Raw genomic sequence first — 24,676 nt, forward strand, 5'->3', positions numbered from 1 at the left:
CACCCGCTCGGCGCGTCAACTCACCCTCTCCGGACGGTGCCGGACGCCCCGCATCCGTACCTCCGCCGGCAGTGACGCGAGCCCCGCCGCGTCACGCGCGTGGGTCAGTGGCCCGCTGGTGAGCTCGTGCAGCGCCGTCCCCGGATCCACATGCGGCTCCAACGCCAGCCGTACGTGGGTCTCGGGGGCGCTGCGGCGCCCCGTCAGCTGGGCGTGGGCGCGTCCCACTCCGTCCAACTCCCCCGCCTCGTCGGCGAGTACGTCCTCCAGGGCCCGACCACGCACCACCGCGCCCTCGCCGTCGCCGGTGTCGACGAGCACCTCGGCGAGCCGGCGCCGGCGCAGTACGGCGATCAGCCACCACAGGGCGAGCAGGACGAGGACGGCGAGTGCGGCGAGGACGGCCGGCCACCACCAGCCGGCGTCCCGCCACCGGGTCCGCTCGGCGTCGTTCAGCAGGACGTCGTGCCGCCCGTGGTGGATCCACCAGGAGGGCGCGGGCGCCCCCAGTCCGACGGCCAGCACGGAGCCGCCGAGGGCGACCAGGACCAGGCCCACCACTGCGAGCAGCACACGGTTGACGACCCTGAGCACAGTTCCTCACCCCTTCCGGCCGGGCCTGCGGACACGCACCGACGGCGCGGGCGGCCGGGCGAGGCCCAGTCCCCGGATCGCGTCGGCGAGCACGTCGTTCAGGTCGGCCCGCACGTCGTCCAGTTCACGGAAGTGCGAGACCGCGCGGACGACGGCCTTCCGGCGGCGCACCCGTACCCGCACCGACTGCACGCCGGACACCTCCATGGCCCGGTCCCGCAGCGCCATGGCGGCGGCGTCCCGGTGCAGTCCGGCGCGCACGTCGGCGTGGGTGCGCCGCATCGGGAGGAGTTTCCGCAGGCCGGGTGTGGTGGCCAGGACGACCAGCCAGAGCCCGAGGGCCGCCGCGACGCCGGCGCCGATCAGCACCCAGAGGTCGTCGAGGGGGCGTTCGGCCAGCTGCCGGGCCAGTTCCCGGCGCCAGTGCATGGCGGGCCGGTCGGCGCGCACGGCGGCGATGTCGTAGAGGAAGAGTCCGGCGGCGGCGAGGAGCGGCAGCGCGACGAGGGCGGCGGAGACGCGGCGCGCCGACCAGAAGCGGCCGTTCCGGCCGCCCGCGTCGCCGAGCCCGGGCGGGGGCTCGTGCGCCGCGGCGGACGCGGACCGGTCCGTCTCGGGGCCGGGCGCCTTCTCGATGACGGGCAGTCGCTGGGTGGTGCCCTCGGTGCCCTCGGATGCGTGGGGTTCGCTCATCGCGTCCTCCCCTGTGCCGCGCGGTGCGCCGCCGACCGGTGCAGCCGCTCGATGTGGACGACGACCTCCGGCACACCCATGCCCGCCAACGCGCTCACTCGCTCGGCGACTTGACGACGTACCTGCCGGCACCGGCCGCCGATGTCGGTGGGGTAGTCGAGTTCGAGGTGGACCCGGACGCGGGCGGTGCCGTGGTGCACGACGACGTTGGTGTGCGGCCGTGCGGCGTCCGGCGGAAGGGTTCCGACCGCCTCGCGCGCCGCCTGCGCGGCGATCTTCGCGACCACCCGGTCGGCGATCCGGGTGGCGCCGCGCTCGCCCGGCGGGACGGCGGTCACAGGCGTGCCGAGCTCACCGGCCCCCGTGCTCACGGGCCTCACCGCCGCCGTTCGCCACGGGGCCGGAAGAAGTCGCCGAGGTCCATGTCCCCCTCCAGGAACCGGCCGACGACGAAGCCGACGGCGCCCAGCGCCGCCACCAGCAGGAAGGCGCCGAAACCGCCGAAGTACCCGGCGAAGCCCAGCGCCATGCCGGCGATCATGCCGACCACGGCCATGCTCATGGTGCGCTCCTCAACTCCTCAGCAGCTCATCGGCGGCTGGGTTGTCCGGTCCCGGCGTCTCACTGGATCCGACGCTCCGGTTCCTCTTCCTCTTCGTCCGGCAGCTTCACGTCGCTCACCGCGATATTGACCTCGACGACCTCCAGGCCGGTCATCCGCTCGACGGCGGCGATCACGTTCTCGCGCACGTCCCGGGCCACATCGGCGATCGGCAGGCCGTACTCGACGACGATCTCCAGGTCCAGCGCGGCCTGCACCTCGCCGACCTCGACCTTGATGCCCCGTGTCACCGACTTCGTCCCGCCGGGCACCCGGTCGCGCACGGACCCGAAGGTCCGCGACAGTCCGCTGCCCATGGCGTGCACGCCGTCCACGTCGCGTGCGGCGAGCCCGGCGATCTTCTCCACGACGCCGTCGGCGATGGTCGTCCGGCCACGGGAGCCGGGGTCTCCCCCACCGCCCTTGGTCGCCTGACTCCTGCGGGTGCCGGGGCTCTCGGTCTGCGTGCCCCTGTCCTGCTCCGTCGTCTCAGTCATCGCCGTACGTCCTTTTCGGTCGTCCTCCTTCGACCACCGTAAGCGCGGTTGCGCGATTGCGCGCCGTGGATGCGGCAGGCTGGAGGAATGACGACGGCGAACGGGTGGACACAGGCGGTACGGCAGCAGGTGCGGCTCGGCAGACTGCTGCCTCTGGGCGGCGCGCCCGACGGCGCGTGGATCGCGGAGGGCGCGGCGGGATCGGTGCTGCGGCGGGCGGCGCGGGACGTGCGCGGGGTGCGGCTGGGGAAGCTGCGCATCACGCTCGCCGACCCGCGGGACACCGGCGACCCGGCCGTACCGCCGCCGCCCAGCGCCCTGCCGCCCGGCCCGCTGCGGGTGACGGCGGAGTTCGCGGCCACGGCGTCGGAGCCCCTGCCGACGACGGCGTCCGTGCTGCGGACGGCCCTGGCGACCGCGGCGGCGGAACGGCTCGGCCTGCTGGTGACGGAGGTGGATCTGCGGGTGACGGCCCTGCTGGACGAGGCGGCCCAGGCAGCCGAGGAGTCCTCGCCCGCCCCCGTACCGGAGCCACCCCCGGCCGCCCAGGCCGCCGGCCCGCCCGACACCGACGAGGGCCGTGCGGCCGCCGCCGCCCTGGCCGTCCCGGGCGTGGACCGTCTGACGGGCACGCTGGGCGGCCTGGGCAGGGCGGTGCACTTCGAGGACAGCCGTGGCGGCACCGCCCTGCCGCGCCGCCACGCCCGGCTGGAGATCGCCGTACGCGCGGACCACCGGGCGGTGGACGTGGCCCGGGAGGTCCGTGCGGCGGTGTCGGAGGCGCTGCCGGATCACCCGACGGTGGCGGTGCTGGTGACGGCGGTCAGCTGAGGAAGCCGGCCGGCCTGGTGTGCCTCATTCGCCGAGGCCGGCGAGGTCCCGCAGCCGACGTGCCTGAGCGGCGCGTTCGGCCACGCGCTGCTCCTCGTACGTACGGTCCTGGGCACCGCGCAGCAGCGCCTTGGTCTCGACGACCGCGTCCCGGGGAGCGGCCAGAACCGCCGAGGCCAGGTCCCGTACCGTGCCGTCGAGCTGGTCCCCGGGCACGGCGATGTTCGCGAGCCCCGTGCTGACGGCCTCGTCGGCCGTGACGAACCGCCCGGTCACGCAGATCTCCAGCGCGCGGGCGTACCCGACGAGCCCCACCAGCGGATGCGTGCCGGTCAGGTCGGGCACCAGTCCGAGGCTGGTCTCGCGCATGGCGAACTGCACGTCGTCGGCGACGACGCGCAGGTCACAGGCCAGGGCGAGCTGGAAGCCCGCCCCGATGGCGTGCCCCTGGACGGCGGCGATGGAGACGATGTCGCTGCGCCGCCACCAGGTGAACGCCTCCTGGTACTCGGCGATGGTCGCGTCCAGCGCGGCGTCACTGCCCCGCGCGAGGTCGATGAACGACGGTTCGCCGTCGAAGCCCTCGGGCGTGAACGCCTGCCGGTCGAGCCCGGCCGAGAAGGACTTGCCCTCGGCCCGCAGCACGACGACGCGGACGGAGCCCGGCAGCAGCCGACCGGCCTCGGTCAGCGCCCGCCACAGAGCGGGGCTCTGCGCATTGCGCTTGGCCGGGTTGGTCAGCGTCACCGTGGCGATCGCGTCGTCGACGGTGAGCCGTACGCCGTCCTTGTCGAGAACCGGACCGAGGTCCTGGGCGGGCGAAGCCATGGGGCGCCTCCGATGGGTGCGGTCGTCTTCCGTGCCGTACGACGGAACCGCGTTCCGTGCCGCACGACGCGTCACGCCGTACGACGGCACAGCTAAGTGACTGCACAGTAACCACCCGGCCGGTCAGTCGGCCGACCGGGTGGCCACCATCGAAGCCGAGGGGCCACCCGGGGTCAGGCCGATGTGGCCTTCTTGCCCCGTGTCGCCCCGCCACGCCCTCGGAGCGTGACGCCCGACTCGCTCAGCATGCGGTGCACGAAGCCATACGAGCGGCCGGTCTCCTCGGCCAACGCCCGGATGCTCGCACCGGCGTCGTACTTCTTCTTCAGGTCTGCCGCGAGCTTGTCGCGCGCGGCGCCGGTCACCCGGCTGCCCTTCTTCAGAGTCTCGGCCACCCGTGCCTCCTCATGGGAAGTGCGCTCTGGTCTCCTCATGATCACCCCTCCGGCGCTTCATGGCCACCCATTCGGCAAGGTCCGTGAGACAAGGTTGTGACGACGGGAGCGCATCCCCACAAGCGGAATCTGCAATTCCGAAGAGTGGTGTCCGTACCGCCGAGCGGGTTGTTCCGGGAAAGGCCAGGTCAGAAAGGCGTGACGGCCGAGCCCGCGACAATCGGGGACTCGGCCGTGAAATCGGTGTAGGACACACCTCGGTACGAGGAGATCTCACACAGATGATGGATCACGACTCGGCCGAATGATCCATACGCAGTGGATCACGCCTTCGATCAAGCGAGGCTGACCGCTTGGGCGGTCAGGCCAGGGCGACGAGGTCCGCGTAGTCGGAGCCCCACAGGTCCTCGACACCGTCCGGCAGCAGGATGATCCGCTCCGGCTGCAGGGCCTCGACGGCACCCTCGTCGTGCGTGACGAGGACGACCGCGCCCTTGTAGGTGCGCAGCGCGCCGAGGATCTCCTCGCGGCTGGCGGGGTCGAGGTTGTTGGTCGGCTCGTCGAGCAGCAGCACGTTCGCGGAGGACACCACCAGGGTCGCGAGGGCGAGGCGGGTCTTCTCGCCGCCGGAGAGAACGCCCGCCGGCTTGTCGACGTCGTCGCCGGAGAACAGGAACGAGCCGAGCACCTTGCGGACCTCGACGAGGTCCATGTCGGGGGCCGCGGAGCGCATGTTCTCCAGGACCGTGCGGTCGGGGTCGAGGGTCTCGTGCTCCTGGGCGTAGTAGCCGAGCTTGAGACCGTGACCGGGGACGACCATGCCGGTGTCCGGCTGTTCGACGCCCGCGAGGAGCCGCAGCAGGGTGGTCTTGCCGGCACCGTTGAGACCGAGGATCACGACCCTCGACCCCCTGTCGATGGCCAGGTCGACGTCGGTGAAGATCTCCAGCGAGCCGTACGACTTCGACAGGCCCTCCGCCATCAGCGGGGTCTTGCCGCAGGGCGCGGGCTCGGGGAAGCGCAGCTTGGCGACCTTGTCCTTCTGGCGGACCTCCTCCAGGCCGGACAGCAGCTTCTCGGCGCGGCGGGCCATGTTCTGCGCGGCGACGGTCTTGGTCGCCTTGGCGCGCATCTTGTCGGCCTGGGCGTTGAGCGCGGCGGCCTTCTTCTCGGCGTTCTGCCGCTCCCGCCTGCGGCGCTTCTCGTCGGCCTCGCGCTGCTGCTGGTACAGCTTCCAGCCCATGTTGTAGATGTCGATCTGGGAGCGGTTGGCGTCCAGGTAGAACACCTTGTTGACGACCGTCTCGACCAGGTCGACGTCGTGGCTGATCACGATGAAGCCGCCGCGGTAGGTCTTGAGGTAGTCGCGCAGCCAGACGATCGAGTCGGCGTCGAGGTGGTTCGTCGGCTCGTCGAGCAGGAGGGTGTCCGCGTCGGAGAACAGGATGCGGGCCAGTTCGACGCGTCGGCGCTGACCGCCGGAGAGCGTGTGCAGGGGCTGGCCCAGCACCCGGTCGGGCAGGTTCAGCGCGGCGGCGATGGTGGCGGCCTCGGCCTCGGCGGAGTATCCGCCCTTGGTGAGGAACTCCGTCTCCTGCCGCTCGTACTGCTTCATCGCCTTATCGCGGGTGGCGCCCTTGCCGCTGGCGATGCGCTGTTCGTTCTCGCGCATCTTGCGGATCAGTACGTCGAGGCCGCGCGCGGAGAGGATGCGGTCGCGGGCGAGGACGTCGAGGTCGCCGGTGCGGGGGTCCTGCGGGAGGTAGCCGACCTCGCCGGAGCGGGTGATGGTGCCGGCGGCCGGGACGGCCTCACCGGCCAGGCACTTGGTGAGGGTGGTCTTCCCTGCGCCGTTGCGGCCGACCAGGCCGATGCGGTCGCCCTTGGCGACGCGGAAGGTGGCGGACTCGATGAGGACGCGGGCACCGGCGCGCAGCTCGATGCCGGAGGCGGAGATCACGGACACACTCCTGGGCGGATACGGGGGCGGGATGGGCGGCTGAGGACGTTCCCGCCGTCTAATGCGCGAGGAGAATGGCCATGGGCCTCAGTCTAGCGGGACCGTGCAACCAATTTTTCTGCGTTCGGGTGTTCGGTTGGTCTCGCCGGGCCGTTGTCAGTGGCCGGTGCGAAACTGAGCGACAAGCCGGGTTTCGGCTGTTTCACGGCAGTTCCGGCAGCGGCGACAGAAGGGAGTGAGCGATATGGCAGGCGCGAACGGCACGCGCCCGAGCATCTACCCGACGCTCGTGTACGCGGACGCGAAGGCGGCGATCCGCCAGCTGACGGAGGCCCTCGGCTTCACGGAACTCGCGGTCTACGAGGGCGAGGACGGCTCGGTGACGCACGCCGAGCTGGTGCAGGGCAACGGCGCGGTCATGCTCGGTTCCAAGGGCAGGGGCGGCGTGTTCGACACGGCGATGCAGGATGCGGGCACCACCGGGGTGTACGTCGTCGTGGACGACGTCGACGCACACCACCGGCGCGCCGTGGACCACGGCGTCGAGATCCTGATGCCCCCGACGGACCAGGACTACGGCTCCCGGGACTACATGGCCCGGGATCTGGAGGGCAACGTCTGGAGCTTTGGTACGTACGCCCCCCACATAGGGGCGTAGCCGGTCAGCTCCCCCCGGTGTGCACCTGGAAGGCGGCCCGGCGCACGGCCTTGGCGAGGGCCGGGTCGGGGTGTGCCGCGGCGAGCGCGACCAGGACCTGCACGGTGCGCGGGTGCCCGACGGCGCGTACCTCGTCGAGGAGCTGCGGGATGGTCGGCTGCACCGCGGACTCCAGGTGCCGTACGAGCATCGGGGCCTCACCGTGGTCGGCGACGGCGGCGGCGGTGTCGACCCACAGCCACGTGGCCTCCTCGCGGGTGAGGACCTCGTGGGCGTCCTCGGGGTCGACGCCGTCGTGCTCGGCGAGCCACAGCAGGGCGTAGGGCCGCAGCGTCGGCTCGTCGAGCACGGCGCGGACATCGGGCTCGGCGGGGGCGCCGACCACACGCAGCGCCTCGAAGGCGAGGCCGCGCAGCAGGGCGTCCTCGCCGCGGGCGGCCGCCAGGAGCTCGGTGACGGCGCTGCCGACGGGGCGGGCGGCGAGCCAGGCGCGGTACTCGGCGCGGGCGGCGTTCGGGCGGAGCTGGGCGCAGCCGCGGAGCATGTCCTCGGCCGCCTGCTCGATGTTCCCGGCGGGGCTCTGCGCGGCGACGCAGATCTGCTCGAGCTTGACCCAGACGGCCCAGCTGCCGAGCGGGGTGAGCGTGGCCTGCCCGTGGCCGTAGGTGAGGGCGCCGACGGAGGCCAGCGCGCGCAGGGCCCAGTCGAGGAGCGGGGCGAGCGGGGTGTCCTCGGCCCGGGGCTGCTGGACGGGCTCGGGCTGCGGCCCGTACGGGATCTCGCAGCGCTCGGTGCGCAGCTCGGTGACCCGCTGCTCCAGGAGGTCGAGGAGCTGCTCCACGGGGACGGGGCCGGCGGACAACTGGAGGAAGGAGAGGACCTGCGGCATGGCCGAGACGACCTCGGCGACGGCGGCGGCCTCGCGGCCCTCGGGTTCCGGGTAGGCGAGGGACCAGGCGTCGAAGAGGGCGACCCAGCCGCGCAGGACGGCGCTGTCGTCGCGGTCCCAGGCGCGCAACCGCCAGCCGGGGCGGGCCCGGTCGCCGTGCACCTCCACGAGGCCGGCGAGGCGGGCGGTGTCCCAGTCGGCGCGTACCTGAGCCACGGTCAGGCCCAGTTCGTGGGCTGCCCGTTCGGCGGTCGCGTCGGAGAGGGTGGCCTTGCCGTCGGCGGTCGCGCCCTCGCGGCCGGGGCCGAGGGCGGCGTCGGCCCAGCGGGCGACGCGGGCCGCACCGGCCAGACCGGAGCGCGCCATTCTGGCCAGCTCCGCCGGTGCCGGGGTGCCCTCCGGGGGGCGCGGTGCGGCGCGGCGCGGGCGCCGCTGGTTCACGGCTCTGGGGGCGGCGGCCAGGGGTCGCGGGCGGACGAGTCGAAGCCTGGAGTCGCGCGGGATACGGGACGTCACGGGTGCAGTCTTCCGGTTGACGGTCCGAAAACCCAAACGGAATGTCACCGCGGGCGACGGGGATGGCCAACGCACGGGGTCCTGCGGGCGGCGTCGGGCCGAAAACCGGCCAGTGGTACGACGCTAAACGGAATGCGCGCGACCGGGTGAGGAGGGGGGGGTGGGGGCGGGGGTTACGACGGAGCGAAGGGAGTGTGAACGGAGGAGGGAAGGGGGCGTGAACGGGGATGGTGACGTGCGCTCAGGGCGTCGCATCAGTGGTGTGCGCTCAGGGCGTCACATCAGCGCTCAGGGCGTCACATCAGCGGTGTCAGGAAGCGGCGCATCGCCTCTTCGTAGGCGTGCGGATCGGCGTTCCACATGGCGCCGTGGGGTGCGTGGCCGACCGTGTGGAGGGTGACCAGGCGGGGACGGGCCTCGGCGAGGCGGCGGGAGAGCCGCCAGGGGGCCACCGCGTCGCCCGGCCCGTGGAAGACCAGGGTGGGGACCGTGAGGTGGTCGGGCTCGGCGGCGCCGGCGAGGCGGTCACCGTACAGACCCGTGCGGCCCTGGGCGGCGCGGACGGCCAGGGGCAGGAGTGCCCCCGGTATACGGCGGGCCGAGGCGAGGGCGCGCAGGGTCGTCTCCCAGCTGAGGACCGGGGAGTCCAGGACGAGCCCGGAGACACGCTCACGCAGTCCCGAGCGGGCTGCGGCGCGCAGCGCCATGGCGGCGCCGGTGGACCAGCCGTGCAGGACGATCTGCCGAGCGCCGTACCGCACGGCGTAGTGGATCGCCGCGTCGAGGTCGCGCCACTCGGTCTGGCCGAGGTGGCCCAGGCCGTCCGGGGGGCGGGGCGCCCCGAGGTCGCCGCGGTAGGCGAGGGCGAGCACCGGGAAGTGGTGGCGGTGCAGGAAGCCCATGACGTTCATGGCGAGTTCCCGGGTGGTGCCCAGCCCGTGCACCGCGATCACCCAGGTGTCCCGGGTGCCCGGCACGAACCAGGCCGGGAGCGGGCCGAGTTCGCCGGGGATGTCGACGTCGTCGTGGTCGAGGCCGAGGGCGGCGCTCGGGTTGCCGACGTGCAGGTTCGGGGTGAGCCACACCCGGTCGCCGGGCTTGAGGGTGCCGTGCGTGACGCGTTCCAGGCGGCGTACGACGGTGTCGGCGGTGTGCGGGGCGGCGGTCAGGACGGGGCCGACGACCGCGTGCGAGCTGTCGCCGGCGAGGCCGTACCGGCCGGGCCGCAGGGCGGCCAGGTCCCGGGTGAGGCTGATCCGGCCCGCGGCGGTGCCGTGCACGATTAGCCGGGGCTCGGTGGGCAGCGGCCTGCCCGGGGGCGCCTTGAGGGCGGCGTCGCTGGCGAACCGGCCGGCGGCCACGGCGGCGGCGCCGACGCCTATCACGGCGGTGACGGCAGCGGCCGTCGCTTTGACAGTGCGCACGGATCCAGTGTCCTGGCGGACCCGGCGAGCGGCCAGCGGGAAAACGGCGCGGATGCCCGGCGAAGCGCCCGCGGACGCGGGTTCGCGGGCCGGGGCACCGGAGTCGTCACGCCCAGCACCGAACACCCGGCAGGCGTGCGCGTACGCGGGCCAGGCCACCGGAGTCGTCACGCCCAGCGCCGAACACCCGGCAGGCGTGCGGGTTCGCCGGCCGAGGGACAGGGTCGTCACGCCGCCCAGCGCCGAGCGCCCGCGGACGCAGCGGCCCCGTGGCCATCACCGGGCGCGGGTCCTCTCCACGCGCCGGAGCGTCGCCGTGGGGCGGAACCGCGCGCGGATCCCCGTTCGTGCGCCAGGGCGTCACCCCCGTTGCCCGTACCCCCGCAACCGCTCCCCCACCTCCGCCAGTTGCTCCTCCGTCAGCAGTGTCGGCGTCAGGCCCGGCACCGACGAGGCCGTCAGCCACAGGCGGCACATCCACTCCAGCTGGGCGGTGCGGTCGTAGGCCTGGTCGAGGGTGGCGCCGTAGGTGATCGTGCCGTGGTTCTGGAGGAGGCAGCCGGAGCGGCCGGTGAGGGCGTGCAGCATGTTCTCGGCCAACTCGCCGGTGCCGTACGTCGCATAGGGGGCGACCCGGACGGGTCCGCCGAGGGCCGCGGCCATGTAGTGGATCAGCGGAAGCTCCCGTACGAGCGTCGAGACGGCCGTCGCGTGCACGGCGTGGGTGTGGACGACGGCGCGGGCGTCGGTGGTGCGGTAGACCGCGAGGTGCATGGGCAGCTCGCTGGTCGGGACGAGGCTGCCGAGCACCTGCCGGCCGTCGAGGTCGACGCCGGTCACGTCGTCCGGGGTCAGCCGGTCGTACGGGACGCCCGACGGCGTGACCAGGACCGTCTCCCCGACGCGTACCGAGACGTTGCCGGAGGTGCCGACGACGAGGCCGTCGGAGACGGTCCGGCGGGCCGTCGCGACGAGGTCCGCCCAGGCGCGCGCCTCCTCGGCGCGCACCCTCCTCCCCCGCGGCTCCCGCGCATCCTGTGCGCCGTCCCGGACGTCTCCCCCGCCCCGCTGCTCAGCCATGCGGCGATCCTGCCAGGCAAGGCGTCAACGCGCCGCCGGGCCGGGGCACTTCAGGCCGGAAGCTGAGCCTCCGAAAGGGCCCATATCGCCATACTTCACCCTCTGATCCTACTTGGCCGGATCGTCGGGCATTGAACGATCCCCCAGTCCTCTCTGGGAGATTTGTCGTGCACGTCGCCATTCCGGGGGATACATGGCCCGTGACCACACGCCGTCCCGTCGCCGCAGCCGCGTTCTCGCGGCGGGCACGGCGGCGCTCGCCGTCGGGGGAACCACGCTCACCGAGGTGCCGGCCGCGGCGGCACCCAGACCGAAGGCACACGACGTCTCGTCCCACCAGAAGAACGTCGACCGGCCGAGCGGCTCACCGGCCGCCGTCCGGGAGCGCTGCCTGCCGGGTGGCCGGCCTGGACCATCTGGCATTACGGCGGCAGCGACACCCTTCCGGGTGACCAAAATCTCTTTTACGGGTCCCTCGATCGGCTGAAGAAGTTCGCCAAGGCCGCGTAGCCGTTGCGGCGCCGGGGCCGCCGGTCCGCGACGGAACGACGACCCCTCTTGCAGACACTCGGAAGCCTCTCCCAGTTCATCTTCCGTTCACCCTGGTTACCTACGTTCATCCAGCCAATGACCTCGAACGATTGCCTGGGTAAATGGAAAGCTTCTCGCTGATCCTCGCGATTGTGGTGGTAACCGCACTCGCGTTCGATTTCACGAACGGTTTCCACGACACCGCGAACGCGATGGCCACGACCATTTCCACGGGCGCCATGAGGCCCAAGGTCGCGGTGGCCATGTCCGCCGTCCTCAACCTGGTCGGCGCCTTCCTGTCCGTGGAGGTCGCCAACACCATCTCCAAGGGTCTCGTCGACGAGACCGGCATCCGTCCCGAGGTCATCTTCGCCGCCCTGGTCGGCGCGATCCTCTGGAACCTGCTGACCTGGCTGGTCGGGCTTCCGTCCAGTTCCTCGCACGCCCTCATGGGCGGTCTGATCGGCGCCACGATCGCCTCGGCGGGCGTCGGAGCGGTCCACGGTGACGTGCTGGTCACCAAGGTGCTGATCCCGGCGATCGCCGCCCCGCTCGTCGCGGGCATGGCCGCGATGCTGGCGACCCGGCTGACGTACTCGCTCGGCAGGAAGGCCGACGGCAAGGCGTCCGAGAAGGGCTACCGCGCCGGCCAGATCGCCTCCGCGGGCCTGGTCTCGCTGGCCCACGGCACCAACGACGCGCAGAAGACCATGGGCGTCATCACCCTGGCCCTGGTCGCCGGCGGCGCCGTCGCCCCCGACTCCGACCCGCCCCAGTGGGTCATCCTCTCCGCGGGCATCGCCATCGCGCTGGGCACGTACCTCGGCGGCTGGCGCATCATCCGCACCATGGGCAAGGGCCTGACCGACCTCCAGCCCCAGCAGGGCTTCGCCGCCCAGACCAGCGCCGCGACGGTCATCCTGGCCTCCTCCCACCTCGGTTTCTCCCTCTCCACCACGCACTCCGTCTCCGGCGCGGTGATGGGCGCGGGCCTGGGCCGCAAGCACGGGGTCGTCCGCTGGTCGACCGCCACGCGGATGTTCGTCGCCTGGGGCCTGACCCTGCCGGCCGCCGGCCTGGTCGGTGCGCTGGCGGAGTACGTGACCGGCTTCGGCGCGTGGGGCACGGGCGTGGTGGCCGTCTTCCTGGTCGCCTCCAGCGCGGCGATCTGGAAGATCTCCCGCCGGGAGGTCGTCGACCACACGAACGTCAACGACGTCGACGACGCCAGCGATGTCGACGAGGAGCCGACCGGTGTGGTGACCGCGGCGATGGCCGCGGTGGCGCCGCCTCCGGTGGCGGGCGCGGTGACCGAGGACCTCACGGCCACGATCCCGGGCCAGTCCTCGTCCACCGACTCGAAGGCCTCGTCGGCCACGACCACCGTCTGAGCCCGCCGCACCCGGCCGGATCCGAAGAAAGAGAAGTATCAGCATGAAGATCGACTGGGCGGCCCTCGGCTCCGTCTTCGGTGTCAGCCTCGTGGTCACCGTGGCCCTGGTGGGCCTGTTCACCCTCGGCATCACGGGGCTGTCGCGGCGGGAGCGGGCTGTGGCGCAGGGCGGGGGCGCGTCGCTCGCGGTCGCCGGGGCGTACGCGTGCTTCGCGGCGTGTGCTGCGGCCGTGGGATACGGGATCTATCTGATCGTGGCCTGAGGCCAACGAGCTCTACCGCCCGCCCTGCCCGGGAACCGCCTCATCGGTGGTCCGGGCAGGGCGGGTCTTTGTCTGCCGTAGGTGGGATTCCCATACGTCCCGTACGGGTGGGGGCAGCATCGCGGTTGCAGGCGTCACGGACCGTGGCCGCAAGGCGATGCCGCGTAGTCACCTCGTGTGAGTGAAACGCGCCGGGCGCGAGCGGCCCGAGAGGGAGCGCATTCGGGGGTGTGGGCCTGAGCACACTCCCCCGCCGCAGGTCAACGGCAAGTTGACGGCTGTTCGCGGGCCATGGTGGACTGCCGGAGCCAGTACGGCGGCAGGAGAGGAAGCCGGTGGAAGTCCGGCGCGGTCCCGCCACTGTCACCGGGGTGCACAGCCCCGGGAGCCAGGAACTCTCACCGCCGGTCTCGTCGAACCAGGGCGTGGACACCCTGAGTGAGGACATATCGCCATGCGCGCCTGCCGTTTGAGTCGCCCCTTCCGAGCCCTGCCCCACCCTTACGCGGGCTGAGCCCATGGGTGCCGAGCGCGTCTTCGCGTACGGCGCCGCCGCCGGTCTCCTCGGTGACCTGCTCCTCGGTGATCCGCGCCGCGGGCATCCGGTCGCCGTGTTCGGGCGGGCCGCCGGTGCCGTGGAACGGGTGTTGTGGCGGGACCACCGCGGGTGGGGTGCGCTGCACACCGCCGTGTGCGTCGGCGGGGCCGCCGCCCTAGGAGGGCTGGCCGCGCGTGCCGTACGCCGCTCCCCGGCCGCCTCCGTCGCGCTGACCGGTGTCGCCACCTGGGCCGTCGTCGGGGGGACCTCCCTGGTCCGTGAGGCCCGGGCCATCGGCAGTGCCCTGGACGCCGGAGACGTCGAGGCCGCCCGTGCCCGTCTGCCGCATCTGTGCGGGCGGGATCCGCAGGCGCTCGACGCCGACGGGATCGCGCGGGCCGTGGTCGAGTCCGTCGCCGAGAACACCTCCGACGCGGTGGTGGGGGCGCTCGTGTGGGGGGCCGTCGGGGGTGTGCCCGGGCTGGTCGGGTTCCGGGCCGTGAACACCCTCGACGCCATGGTGGGGCACAGGTCGCCCCGGTACCGGCGCTACGGGTGGGCCTCCGCGCGGCTCGACGACCTCGCGGGGTGGCCGGGGGCGCGCCTCACCGCTGTCCTCGCGGCGGTGACGGGGCCGGATCCGCGGGGCGCCGTGCGGGCCTGGCGTGCCGACGCCTCGAAGCATCCGAGTCCCAACGCGGGGCCCGTGGAGGCGTCTTTCGCGGGTGCGCTCGGGGTGCGGCTCGGCGGGACGCTGTCCTACGGCGGGCGCGTCGAGCACCGGCCCGTGCTCAACGGGGACGGGCGGGCCGTGTGCGCGTCCGACATCGAGCGGGCCGTACGGCTCTCCCGGCGGGTGAGCTGGCTCGCGCTCGGCGTGTGTGCGGCAGGGCGGCTTCTCGGGAAAGGGCGTACGTCGTGAACGGTGGTCTTCTCGTCGCAGGCACCACCTCCGACGCGGGCAAGAGCGTCGTCACCGCCGGGATCTGCCGCTGGTTGGTGCGGCAAGGCGTCAAGGTCGCGCCGTTCAAGGCGCAGAACATGTCGCTCAATTCCTTTGTGACCCGTGAGGGCGCCGAGATCGGGCGGGCGCAGGCCATGCAGGCGCAGGCCTGTCGTACAGAGCCGACCGCGTTGATGAATCCCGTGCTGCTCAAGCCGGGTGGCGAGCAGAGCAGTCAGGTCGTGCTGCTGGGCAAGCCGGTGGGCGAGTTGAGCGCGCGTGGGTATCACGGAGGGCGGCAGCAGGCGCTGCTCGGGACCGTGCTGGACTGCCTGGAGCAGTTGCGGGGCACGTATGACGCGGTGATCTGTGAGGGGGCCGGGAGTCCCGCCGAGATCAATCTGCGGCGGACCGACATCGTGAACATGGGGATCGCGCGCCACGCGCGGCTTCCCGTGCTCGTCGTCGGGGACATCGACCGGGGCGGCGTCTTCGCCTCCTTCTTCGGGACCGTCGCCCTGCTCTCACGCGAGGACCAGGAGTTCGTCGCCGGGTTCCTCGTCAACAAGTTCCGCGGAGACGTCAGCCTCCTGGAGCCCGGGCTCGACATGCTGCACGACCTCACCGGGCGGCGTACGTACGGGGTGCTGCCCTTCCGGCACGGCCTCGGCATCGACGAGGAGGACGGGATGGCGGTGTCCTTGCGGGGGGCCGTGCGCGAGTCCGTCGTCGCGCCGCCCGTCGGGGAGGACGTGCTGCGGGTGGCGGTGTGCGCGATCCCCCTCATGTCCAACTTCACGGACGTGGACGCGCTCGCCGCCGAGCCGGGGGTCGTGGTGCGGTTCGTGGACCGGCCGGAGGAGCTGGCCGACGCCGACCTCGTGGTGATCCCCGGTACCCGGGGGACCGTCCGCGCGCTGGAGTGGCTGCGGGAGCGGGGGCTCGCGGAGGCCCTGGTCCGAAGGGCCGCCGAACAACGGCCCGTGCTTGGCGTCTGCGGCGGCTTCCAGGTCCTCGGCGAGCACATCGAGGACGAGGTCGAGAGCCGCCGGGGGCACGTCGACGGGCTCGGGATCCTGCCCGTGCGGGTGCGGTTCGCGCGCGAGAAGACCCTGACACGTCCGACGGGGGAAGCCCTCGGCGAGCGGGTCGAGGGGTACGAGATCCATCACGGGGTCGCCGAGATCAGCGGCGGGGAACCCTTCCTCGACGGGTGCCGGGTGGGCCAGACCTGGGGCACGCACTGGCACGGCTCGCTGGAGTCGGACGGGTTCCGGCGGGCCTTCCTGCGCGAGGTCGCGGCCGCCGCGGGCCGCCGCTTCGTGCCGGCGCCCGACACGTCGTTCGCCGCGCTGCGCGAGGAGCAGCTCGACCGGCTCGGCGACCTGATCGAACAGCACGCGGACACGGACGCGCTGTGGCGGCTCATCGAGTCCGGCGCGCCGCAAGGACTGCCTTTCATTCCACCGGGAGCGCCCGCATGAGCACAGTGTTGTTGTTGTCCACCGCCGACACGGATCTGCTGGCGGCCCGGGCCTCCGGCGCGCCCTACCGGATCGGCAACCCGACCCGCGTGGACGTCGCCGAGGAGCTTCCCGGGCTGATCGAGGGCGCCGACATCGCCGTCGTACGGCTGCTGGGCGGCAAGCGCGCCTGGGAGGACGGGCTGGCCGCGCTGAGGGCGTCCGGCATTCCGACCGTGCTGCTCGGCGGTGAGGCCGTGCCGGACGCGGAGCTGATGGCCGAGTCGTCCGTGCCGGCCGGTGTGGTGGCGGAGGCGCTGAAGTACCTCGTCGAGGGCGGGCCCGCCAACCTGACCGAGCTCGCCCGGTTCCTGTCCGACACCGTGCTGCTGACGGGCGAGGGATTCGCCCCGCCGCAGAAGATGCCGGAGTACGGCGTCCACGGCGACCGTGCCCTCCAGGACGGCCGCCCGACCGTCGGCGTGCTCTTCTACCGCGCCCACGAACTGAGCGGCAACACCGCCTTCGTGGACACGCTGTGCGACGCGATCGAGGCGCGGGGCGCCAACGCCCTTCCCGTGTACTGCGGTTCGCTGCGCGGCGCCGACGCCGGGCTGTACGAGATCCTCGGCGGGGCCGGCACCCTCGTCGCCACCGTCCTCGCGGCCGGCGGCGCGCACGCCTCGCAGGCCTCGGCCGGCGGCGACGAGGAGTCCTGGGACGTCGGGCGGCTCGCCGAGCTCGACGTCCCCGTGCTGCAGGGGCTGTGCCTCACCTCGTCGAAGGCCGCCTGGGAGGAGTCGGACGCCGCCCTGTCCCCCATGGACGCGGCGATGCAGGTCGCGATCCCCGAGTTCGACGGCCGGCTCATCACCGTCCCGTTCTCCTTCAAGGAGCAGGGTCCGGACGACGTGCCCGTGTACGTGGCCGACCCGGAGCGGGCCGCGCGGGTCGCCGGGATCGCCGTACGGCACGCACGGTTGAAGCATCTGCGCAACCAGGACAAGAAGCTGGCGCTGGTCTTCACCGCGTACCCGACCAAGCACTCGCGCGTCGGCAACGCGGTCGGTCTGGACACGCCCGCCTCCGCGGTGCGGGTCCTGGACGCGCTGCGGGACGCCGGATACGGCCTGACGGAATACCCCGACAACGGCGACGAGCTGATCCACCGGCTCATCGAGGCCGGCGGTCACGACGTCGAGTGGCTGACGGAGGAGCAGCTGGCCGCCGCGCCCGCGCGCGTGCCGCTCGCCGACTACCGGGCCTGGTTCGACCAGCTCGACCCGGAGCTCAAGGAGGCCATGACCGAGGCGTGGGGCGAGCCGCCGGGCAGCCTGTACGTCGACGGGGACGACATCGTCCTCGCGTCCCTCCAGTTCGGGAACGTCGTCGTGATGATCCAGCCGCCGCGCGGCTTCGGCGAGAACCCGATCGCGATCTACCACGACCCCGACATGCCGCCCTCGCACCACTACATGGCGGCCTACCGGTGGCTGGAGAACTCCTTCGGCGCCGACGCGATCGTGCACATGGGCAAGCACGGCACGATGGAGTGGCTGCCGGGCAAGGGGCTGGGGCTGAGCGGGGGCTGCGCGCCGGACGCCGTCCTCGGGGATCTCCCGCTGATCTACCCGTTCATCGTCAACGACCCCGGCGAGGGCACCCAGGCCAAGCGGCGCGGGCACGCCACCGTCGTCGACCACCTGGTGCCGCCGATGGCCCGGGCGGACACGTACGGCGACCTGGCCAAGCTGGAGCAGCTCCTCGACGAGTACGCGCTCGTCTCCGACCTGGACCCGGCCAAGGCCCCGGCGGTCCGGGCGCAGATCTGGACGCTCGTCAAGGCGGCCGAGCTGCACCACGACCTGCATGTGGACGAGCAGCCGGACGACGACGCGTTCGACGAGTTCGTCATGCACATCGACGGCTATCTGTGCGAGATCAAGGACGTGCAGATCCGCGACGGCCTGCACATCCTGGGCGGCGGTCCGATCGGTGAGCCGCGTGTGAATCTCGTGCTCGCCGTGCTGCGGGCCTCGCAGGTGTGGGGCGGGCAGGCGAACGCGCTGCCGGGGCTGCGGGCCTCGCTGGCGGCCCATTTCGGTCTCAGCGAGAAGGAGCTGCTCGCCGAGCCCGGGGCGCCGGTGAAGGTGCCGGTGGAGCTGACGGATCTGGTCGAGGGCCCGTCCCGTACGGCCGCCGACGCCATCGATCTGCTGGAGCAGCTGTGCCGGCGGGTCGCGGAGGGCATGGAGTCCCGGGACTGGGACGTCACGTCGGTCCCGGCGCTCGTCCGCGAGGTCCTCGGCACCGAACTGCCGGAAGCGGTCGCGGTGCTGGAGTTCGCCTGCCAGGAGGTCGTGCCGCGGCTCGCCCGCACCACGGACGAGATCGGGCACATCCTCAAGGCGCTGAACGGCGGTTACGTCCCGGCCGGTCCGTCCGGTTCGCCCACGCGCGGGCTGGTCAACGTGCTGCCCACCGGCCGGAACTTCTACTCCGTCGACCCCAAGGCCATTCCGTCCCGGCTGAGCTGGGAGGTCGGCCAGTCGCTGGCCGACTCGCTGGTGGCCCGTTATCTGCAGGACACCGGCGAGTACCCGAAGTCCGTCGGCCTGACGGTGTGGGGGACGTCGGCGATGCGCACGCAGGGCGACGACATCGCCGAGATCCTGGCGCTGCTGGGCTGCCGTCCCGTCTGGGACGACGCCTCGCGCCGGGTGACCGGGTTCGAGGTCGTGCCGCTCGCGGAACTCAGCCGGCCGCGCATCGACGTCACCGTCCGCATCTCCGGGTTCTTCCGGGACGCGTTCCCGCACGTCGTCGGGCTGATCGACGACGCCGTGCGGGCGGTGGCTGAGCTGGACGAGCCCGCCGACCAGAACTTCGTCAAGGCCCACGCCGACGAGGACACCGCCGAGCACGGCGACCGGCGACGCGCGACGGCCCGCGTCTTCGGCTCCAAGCCGGGCGCGTACGGCGCCGGTCTGCTGCCGCTCATCGACGCCCGGAACTGGCGCTCCGACGCCGACCTCGCCGAGGTGTACGCGGTCTGGGGCGGCTACGCGTACGGGCGCGGGCTCGACGGGCGGGCCGCGCGCGGCGACATGGAGACGGCGTTCAGGCGGATCGCCGTCGCCGCGAAGAACGTCGACACCCGCGAACACGACCTCGTCGACGCCGACGACTACTTCCAGTACCACGGCGGCATGGTCGCCATGGTGCGGCACCTGACGGGCGCGAGCCCCGAGGCGTACGTAGGCGACTCGGCCACCCCCGACCAGGTGAAGACCCGCACGCTGGGCGAGGAGACGCACCGCGTGTTCCGCGCCCGGGTGGTCAACCCGCGCTGGATGGCGGCGATGCGGCGGCACGGCTACAAGGGCGCCTTCGAGATGGCGGCGACCGTGGACTACCTCTTCGGGTACGACGCCACGGCCGGGGTCGTGGACGACTGGATGTACGAGAAGCTCAGCGCCGAGTACGTCTTCGATGCGGAGAACCGGGACTTCATGAAGAAGTCCAACCCGTGGGCGCTGCGCGGCATCACCGAGCGGCTGCTGGAGGCCGCCGACCGAGGACTGTGGGCCGAGCCGGACGCGGACACGCTGGAGCGGCTGCGCGCCACCTACCTGGAGCTCGAAGGCGACTTGGAGGGTGACGACAAGTGACCACCCCGTTTCCGTTCACGGCCGTCGTAGGCCAGGACGATCTGCGGCTCGCGCTGCTGCTGAACGCCGTGTCGCCGGCGGTCGGCGGTGTGCTGGTGCGCGGCGAGAAGGGCACCGCCAAGTCGACGGCGGTACGCGCCCTTTCGGCGCTGCTGCCGGAGGTCGCCGTCGTCCCGGGGTGCCGCTTCTCCTGCGACCCCTCGGCACCCGACCCGGCCTGCCCCGACGGGCCGCACGAGCCGGGCGCGGGGACGCGGCGCCCCGCGCGCATGGTCGAGCTCCCCGTCGGCGCCTCCGAGGACCGGCTGGTCGGCGCCCTGGACATCGAGCGGGCCCTGGCCGAGGGCGTGAAGGCCTTCGAGCCCGGCCTGCTCGCCGACGCGCACCGCGGGATCCTCTACGTCGACGAGGTCAACCTGCTCCACGACCACCTGGTCGACCTGCTGCTGGACGCCGCCGCGATGGGTGCCTCGTACGTGGAGCGCGAGGGCGTCTCCGTACGGCACGCGGCGCGTTTCCTGCTCGTCGGGACCATGAACCCCGAGGAGGGTGAGCTGCGGCCGCAGCTGCTCGACCGGTTCGGGCTGACCGTCGAGGTCGCGGCCTCGCGGGAGCCGGACCAGCGGGTCGAGGTCGTCCGGCGGCGGCTCGCGTACGACGACGATCCGGCCGGTTTCGCCGCCCGGTGGGCGCAGGAGGAAGCCGCCGTACGGGCGCGGATCGTGGCGGCGCGCGAGCTGCTGCCGTCGGTGCGGCTGGGCGACGGGGCGCTCAGGCAGATCGCGGCGACCTGTGCCGCCTTCGAGGTGGACGGCATGCGCGCCGACATCGTGATGGCGCGGACCGCGACCGCGCTGGCCGCGTGGGCCGGGCGGACCGACGTACTCGCCGAGGACGTACGGCAGGCCGCGCTGCTCGCGCTGCCGCACCGCCGCCGGCGCAACCCCTTCGACGCGCCGGGGCTGGACGAGGACAAGCTCGACGAGACGCTGGAGGAGTTCGGCGGGTCCGAGCCCGAGGACGACGACCCGGATCCGGATCCGGGTCCGGACGGGCCCGGTGGCGGGGGCGGGCAGTCTCCTTCGGAGGGACCTCGGGACGGGGACGCGGGCGCACGGCCCGAGGCCGGGGAGGGCGGGGAGCCGCAGCCGTCCGGTGCCGGTTCGGGTGAGCAGTCCGCCGTACGGGCCTCCGAGCCGTTCCGTGCCAAGGTGCTGAGCGTGCCCGGGATCGGTGAGGGTGCCGCCGGGCGGCGGTCGCGGGCGCGGACCGAGCACGGGCGCACGACCGGGGCCCGGCGGCCGCGGGGCGCGCTGACCAGGCTGCACCTGGCGGCGACCGTACAGGCGGCCGCACCGCACCAGCGGGCGCGCGGGCGGTCCGGGCCGGGGCTGGTGGTACGCCGGGACGATCTGCGGCAGGCCACCCGTGAGGGGCGCGAGGGAAACCTCGTGCTGTTCGTCGTGGACGCCTCCGGGTCGATGGCGGCGCGGCAGCGGATGAGTGCCGTGAAGGGGGCCGTGCTGTCCCTGCTGCTCGACGCCTACCAGCGGCGGGACAAGGTGGGGCTGGTGACCTTCCGGGGGTCGGGCGCGGAGGTCGCGCTGCCGCCGACCTCGTCGGTGGACGCGGCGGCCGCACGGCTGGAGTCGCTGCCGACCGGTGGGCGTACGCCGCTCGCCGCCGGGTTGCTTCGCGCGCATGACGTGCTGCGGGTGGAGCGGCTGCGGGACCCCGCGCGGCGGGCGCTGGTCGTGGTGGTGACGGACGGGCGGGCCACCGGTGGCCCCGAGCCGGTCGCGCAGGCCACGCGTGCGGCGCGGCTGTTCGCGGCCGAGGGTGTCGCGTCCGTGGTCGTGGACTGCGAGTCCGGGCCGGTACGGCTGGGGCTCGCGGGGCAGCTCGCGGGCGAACTGGGCGGGACCGCCGTGACGTTGGACGAGCTGCGGGCCGACTCGATCGCCGGGCTGGTGAGGGATGTGCAGGGGACTTCCAGGAGGGCCGCGTAATGCCGCAGGGGCAGCCGAGTGTCGTACCGGACGATGGGCTGACGACTCGTCAGCGGCGTAACCGGCCGCTCGTCGTCGTGCACACGGGAGTGGGCAAGGGCAAGTCGACGGCCGCCTTCGGGCTCGCGCTGCGGGCCTGGAACCAGGGGTGGCCGATCGGGGTGTTCCAGTTCGTCAAGTCGGCCAAGTGGAAGGTCGGCGAGGAGCGGGCACTGCGGGTGCTCGGGGACTCCGGCGAGGGCGGGACCGTCGCCTGGCACAAGATGGGTGAGGGCTGGTCCTGGGTGCAGCGGGATGCGCAGATGGACAACGAGGAGAAGGCCCGGGAGGGCTGGGAGCAGGTCAAGCGTGACCTGGCCGCCGAGACGTACAAGCTGTACGTACTGGACGAGTTCGCGTACCCGATGCACTGGGGATGGGTGGACACGGATGAGGTCGTCTCCGTGCTCCGGGAGCGGCCGGGGACCCAGCATGTGGTGATCACCGGGCGGAACGCGCCCGGGAAGCTCGTCGACTTCGCCGACCTCGTGACCGACATGTCCAAGGTCAAGCACCCCATGGATGTGGGGCAGAAGGGGCAGAGGGGCATCGAGTGGTGATGTCCTCGCCCGTGCCCCGGCTGGTCGTCGCCGCGCCGTCTTCCGGCAGCGGCAAGACCACCGTTGCCACGGGGTTGATGGCCGCGTTCGCGGGGCGCGGGCTGGCCGTGTCCCCGCACAAGGTCGGGCCGGATTACATCGACCCCGGGTATCACGCGCTCGCCACCGGGCGTGTGGGGCGGAACCTCGACGCGTACCTGTGCGGGGCGGAGCTGGTCGCTCCGCTGTTCCTGCACGGGGCGCGCGGGTGCGACATCGCCGTCGTCGAGGGGGTGATGGGGCTGTACGACGGGGCCGCGGGGGAGGGTGAACTGGCGTCCACCGCTCATGTCGCGAAGCTGTTGCGGGCGCCGGTCGTGCTGGTGGTGGATGCCTCCTCGCAGTCCCGGTCGGTGGCGGCGCTGGTGCATGGGTTCGCGTCGTGGGATCCGGAGGTGCGGGTCGGGGGCGTGATTCTGAACAAGGTCGGGTCGGACCGGCATGAGGAGCTGTTGCGGGAGGCGTTGGATCAGGCGGGGGTGCCTGTTCTCGGGGTCTTGCGGCGGGTTGCTCAGGTGGATACGCCGTCTCGGCATCTGGGGCTGGTGCCGGTGGCTGAGCGGCGTTCCGCGGCGGTGGAGGCTGTTGCCGCGATGGCTGCGCAGGTGCGGGAAGGGTGCGATCTGGGGGCGTTGGTCGCGCTGGCGCGGAGTGCGGGGGTGTTGTCGTGTGCGGCCTGGGATGCGGCTGAGGTTTTGGCCGGCCCGGGCAGCATGCCGACACGGCCGACCGGAGACCCGGGCAGCACGTCGGCACGGCCGGCCGGAGACCCGGGTACCCCGCCGGCACGGTCGGCCGGAAAGCCGGGCACCCCGCCGGCACGGTCGGCCGGAAAGCCGGTGCCGGTCGTCGCTGTCGCCGGTGGTGCCGCCTTCACCTTCTGCTACGCGGAGCACGCCGAGCTGCTCAGCGCCGCCGGTGCCGAGGTCGTCCCCTTCGATCCGCTCCGGGATGAGCAACTGCCCGATGGGACCGCCGGGTTGGTGATCGGGGGCGGGTTTCCCGAGGTGTATGCCGCCGAGTTGTCCGCCAATGAGCCGCTGCGCAAGTCCGTGGCGGCCCTCGCGGAGCGCGGTGCTCCCGTCGCCGCCGAGTGTGCCGGGCTGCTGTACCTGTGCCGCGAGCTCGACGGGCAGCCGATGTGCGGGGTGCTGGATGCCACCGCGCGGATGAGCGAACGGCTCACCCTCGGCTACCGGGACGCGGTGGCGGTGAGCGACAGCGTGCTGGCCGCGGCCGGGACGCGGATGCGCGGGCACGAGTTCCACCGGACCGTCGTCGAGCCGGGAGCGGGCGCGGCGCCCGCCTGGGGTGTGCGCACGCCCCGAAGGCGTGTCGAAGGTTTCGTACAGCGCGGTGTGCACGCGAGTTATCTGCACACGCACTGGGCGTCCGAGCCCGGTGTCGCCCGTCGGTTCGTGGAGAGGTGCCGGACGTCATGAGCAGCAGGCTGGTCGGAGTCGGGGTCGGGCCCGGTGATCCCGAGCTGGTGACCGTCAAGGGTGTGAACGCCCTGCGGGAGGCGGACGTCGTCGTGGTGCCCGTCATGGACACGGGCGAAAAGGGACGGGCCGAGGCGACCGTGCTGCACTACGTGCCGGAGGACAGGGTCGTCCGGGTGGTGTTCGCGCTGAACGAGCGGAGCGACCGGGCCCGGCGGGAGGCCGCCTGGGACGCGGCCGGTGAGCGGGTGGCCGGGTTGCTGAAGGAGCACGGCCGTGTCGCGTTCGCGACCATCGGTGATCCCAACGTGTACTCGACGTTCACCTATCTCGCGCAGACCGTCGCGGAGCTGGTGCCGGGGACGGTCGTGGAGACCGTGCCGGGCATCACCGCCATGCAGGATCTGGCCGCGCGGTCCGGGGCGGTGCTCACCGAGGGGACCGAGCCGCTCACGCTCGTACCCGTCACGGCCGGGTCCGCCGTGCTCAAGGACGCGCTCACCGGCCCCGGGACCGTCGTCGCCTACAAGTTCGGGCGGCAGGCCCAGGAGGTCGCCGAGGCGCTGCGGGAGACCGGGCGTATCGACGACGCGGTCTGGGGGTCGGCGCTCGGGCTGCCGGAGGAGTCCATCCGGCCGGCCGCCGATCTCGACGGGGCACCGCTCCCCTACCTGTCGACGCTCATCGCTCCCGCGCGGCGCGACGGCGGGCGGGGCGGCAAGCTGTGACCGCTCCGGGAGGCAGTGGGGCACTCCGCGATGCCCATCACCAGCCACGTCCGACAGCCCGTCGCGTACTGACGTGCACGTACTGACATGC

The 24,676-nt window shown here is 72.9% G+C and carries 22 protein-coding genes and 1 riboswitch; of the genes, 11 read left to right on the plus strand and 11 right to left on the minus strand.

Features of this window, described 5'->3' with window-relative positions; translation table 11 throughout:
- Positions 1-15 precede the first annotated feature (15 nt).
- From amaP to ACYVMZ_RS30725, 5 genes are read right to left on the minus strand one after another with little or no spacing between them, the layout of a single operon-like run.
- Positions 16-594, minus strand: coding sequence for an alkaline shock response membrane anchor protein AmaP (gene amaP / locus ACYVMZ_RS30705; RefSeq protein ID WP_461085426.1), 579 nt, complete (start codon positions 592-594; stop codon positions 16-18).
- A 6-nt stretch (positions 595-600) separates the two neighbouring features.
- Positions 601-1,287, minus strand: a complete 687-nt coding sequence (locus ACYVMZ_RS30710; RefSeq protein ID WP_461085428.1) for a DUF6286 domain-containing protein — start codon at positions 1,285-1,287, stop codon at positions 601-603.
- The gene (locus ACYVMZ_RS30715) at positions 1,284-1,667 is read right to left on the minus strand and encodes an Asp23/Gls24 family envelope stress response protein (protein ID WP_461085430.1); all 384 of its coding nucleotides are present in this window, start codon (positions 1,665-1,667) and stop codon (positions 1,284-1,286) included. The genes ACYVMZ_RS30710 and ACYVMZ_RS30715 overlap by 4 nt, the downstream gene beginning before the upstream one ends.
- A complete protein-coding gene (locus tag ACYVMZ_RS30720; RefSeq protein WP_461085432.1) occupies positions 1,664-1,849 on the minus strand; it encodes a hypothetical protein in 186 nt (61 codons plus the stop codon). Before ACYVMZ_RS30720 ends, ACYVMZ_RS30715 begins: the two co-directional genes overlap by 4 nt.
- Before the next feature lie 59 nt (positions 1,850-1,908).
- Positions 1,909-2,385 carry an Asp23/Gls24 family envelope stress response protein gene (locus ACYVMZ_RS30725; protein ID WP_461085434.1) on the minus strand — a complete coding sequence of 159 codons (477 nt, stop codon included), beginning with the start codon at positions 2,383-2,385 and terminating at the stop codon, positions 1,909-1,911.
- A gap of 87 nt (positions 2,386-2,472) precedes the next feature.
- Here ACYVMZ_RS30725 and ACYVMZ_RS30730 point away from each other — a divergent pair, with 87 nt between their 5' ends.
- A complete protein-coding gene (locus ACYVMZ_RS30730) occupies positions 2,473-3,216 on the plus strand; it encodes a nucleopolyhedrovirus P10 family protein (protein ID WP_461085436.1) in 744 nt (247 codons plus the stop codon).
- Between the two features lie 24 nt (positions 3,217-3,240).
- Here ACYVMZ_RS30730 and ACYVMZ_RS30735 read toward each other — a convergent pair whose 3' ends face one another.
- The 3 genes from ACYVMZ_RS30735 to ACYVMZ_RS30745 form a co-directional block, all read right to left on the minus strand.
- Positions 3,241-4,044, minus strand: a complete 804-nt coding sequence (locus ACYVMZ_RS30735) for an enoyl-CoA hydratase/isomerase family protein (RefSeq protein ID WP_461085438.1) — start codon at positions 4,042-4,044, stop codon at positions 3,241-3,243.
- A gap of 173 nt (positions 4,045-4,217) precedes the next feature.
- The gene (locus tag ACYVMZ_RS30740; protein WP_003976983.1) at positions 4,218-4,439 is read right to left on the minus strand and encodes a helix-turn-helix domain-containing protein; all 222 of its coding nucleotides are present in this window, start codon (positions 4,437-4,439) and stop codon (positions 4,218-4,220) included.
- A gap of 361 nt (positions 4,440-4,800) precedes the next feature.
- A complete protein-coding gene (locus tag ACYVMZ_RS30745; protein ID WP_461085440.1) occupies positions 4,801-6,399 on the minus strand; it encodes an ABC-F family ATP-binding cassette domain-containing protein in 1,599 nt (532 codons plus the stop codon).
- Between the two features lie 244 nt (positions 6,400-6,643).
- Between ACYVMZ_RS30745 and ACYVMZ_RS30750 the strand changes: the two genes are divergently transcribed.
- Positions 6,644-7,057: a VOC family protein gene (locus tag ACYVMZ_RS30750; protein ID WP_461085442.1), complete on the plus strand. Its 414-nt coding sequence runs from the start codon at positions 6,644-6,646 to the stop codon at positions 7,055-7,057.
- A 4-nt stretch (positions 7,058-7,061) separates the two neighbouring features.
- On the opposite strand, the gene ACYVMZ_RS30755 is transcribed toward ACYVMZ_RS30750, so the two are convergent.
- The 3 genes from ACYVMZ_RS30755 to ACYVMZ_RS30765 all read right to left on the minus strand — a co-directional run bounded on the left by ACYVMZ_RS30755 (position 7,062) and on the right by ACYVMZ_RS30765 (position 10,966).
- Complete coding sequence (locus ACYVMZ_RS30755; RefSeq protein ID WP_461085444.1) at positions 7,062-8,462, minus strand: hypothetical protein; 1,401 nt, start codon at positions 8,460-8,462, stop codon at positions 7,062-7,064.
- 296 nt (positions 8,463-8,758) lie between these two features.
- Positions 8,759-9,886 carry an alpha/beta hydrolase gene (locus ACYVMZ_RS30760; protein WP_461085446.1) on the minus strand — a complete coding sequence of 376 codons (1,128 nt, stop codon included), beginning with the start codon at positions 9,884-9,886 and terminating at the stop codon, positions 8,759-8,761.
- Between the two features lie 360 nt (positions 9,887-10,246).
- On the minus strand, positions 10,247-10,966 hold the full coding sequence (locus ACYVMZ_RS30765) for a class II aldolase/adducin family protein (RefSeq protein ID WP_461085448.1): 720 nt from the start codon (positions 10,964-10,966) through the stop codon (positions 10,247-10,249).
- Positions 10,967-11,619: 653 nt separating this feature from the next.
- Here ACYVMZ_RS30765 and ACYVMZ_RS30770 point away from each other — a divergent pair.
- The 9 genes from ACYVMZ_RS30770 to cobI all read left to right on the plus strand — a co-directional run bounded on the left by ACYVMZ_RS30770 (position 11,620) and on the right by cobI (position 24,585).
- The gene (locus ACYVMZ_RS30770; RefSeq protein ID WP_461085450.1) at positions 11,620-12,888 is read left to right on the plus strand and encodes an inorganic phosphate transporter; all 1,269 of its coding nucleotides are present in this window, start codon (positions 11,620-11,622) and stop codon (positions 12,886-12,888) included.
- A gap of 43 nt (positions 12,889-12,931) precedes the next feature.
- Positions 12,932-13,153, plus strand: a complete 222-nt coding sequence (locus ACYVMZ_RS30775; protein WP_461085452.1) for a hypothetical protein — start codon at positions 12,932-12,934, stop codon at positions 13,151-13,153.
- Positions 13,154-13,431: 278 nt separating this feature from the next.
- A riboswitch (cobalamin riboswitch) is annotated at positions 13,432-13,570 on the plus strand.
- Positions 13,571-13,671: 101 nt separating this feature from the next.
- On the plus strand, positions 13,672-14,613 hold the full coding sequence (locus tag ACYVMZ_RS30780; RefSeq protein WP_461085454.1) for a cobalamin biosynthesis protein: 942 nt from the start codon (positions 13,672-13,674) through the stop codon (positions 14,611-14,613).
- Complete coding sequence (locus tag ACYVMZ_RS30785) at positions 14,610-16,118, plus strand: cobyric acid synthase (RefSeq protein WP_461085456.1); 1,509 nt, start codon at positions 14,610-14,612, stop codon at positions 16,116-16,118. Before ACYVMZ_RS30780 ends, ACYVMZ_RS30785 begins: the two co-directional genes overlap by 4 nt.
- On the plus strand, positions 16,115-19,768 hold the full coding sequence (gene cobN / locus ACYVMZ_RS30790; RefSeq protein ID WP_461085458.1) for a cobaltochelatase subunit CobN: 3,654 nt from the start codon (positions 16,115-16,117) through the stop codon (positions 19,766-19,768). Before ACYVMZ_RS30785 ends, cobN begins: the two co-directional genes overlap by 4 nt.
- Positions 19,765-21,777, plus strand: a complete 2,013-nt coding sequence (locus ACYVMZ_RS30795; protein ID WP_461085460.1) for a putative cobaltochelatase — start codon at positions 19,765-19,767, stop codon at positions 21,775-21,777. Before cobN ends, ACYVMZ_RS30795 begins: the two co-directional genes overlap by 4 nt.
- Positions 21,777-22,376 (plus strand): cob(I)yrinic acid a,c-diamide adenosyltransferase, encoded by a 600-nt coding sequence (cobO, locus tag ACYVMZ_RS30800; RefSeq protein ID WP_461085462.1) that lies wholly within the window; start codon positions 21,777-21,779, stop codon positions 22,374-22,376. Before ACYVMZ_RS30795 ends, cobO begins: the two co-directional genes overlap by 1 nt.
- Positions 22,376-23,857, plus strand: a complete 1,482-nt coding sequence (locus ACYVMZ_RS30805) for a cobyrinate a,c-diamide synthase (RefSeq protein WP_461085464.1) — start codon at positions 22,376-22,378, stop codon at positions 23,855-23,857. The genes cobO and ACYVMZ_RS30805 overlap by 1 nt, the downstream gene beginning before the upstream one ends.
- Positions 23,854-24,585, plus strand: coding sequence for a precorrin-2 C(20)-methyltransferase (gene cobI / locus ACYVMZ_RS30810; RefSeq protein WP_461085466.1), 732 nt, complete (start codon positions 23,854-23,856; stop codon positions 24,583-24,585). The genes ACYVMZ_RS30805 and cobI overlap by 4 nt, the downstream gene beginning before the upstream one ends.
- Positions 24,586-24,676 lie beyond the last annotated feature (91 nt).

The organism is Streptomyces deserti (assembly GCF_054782695.1).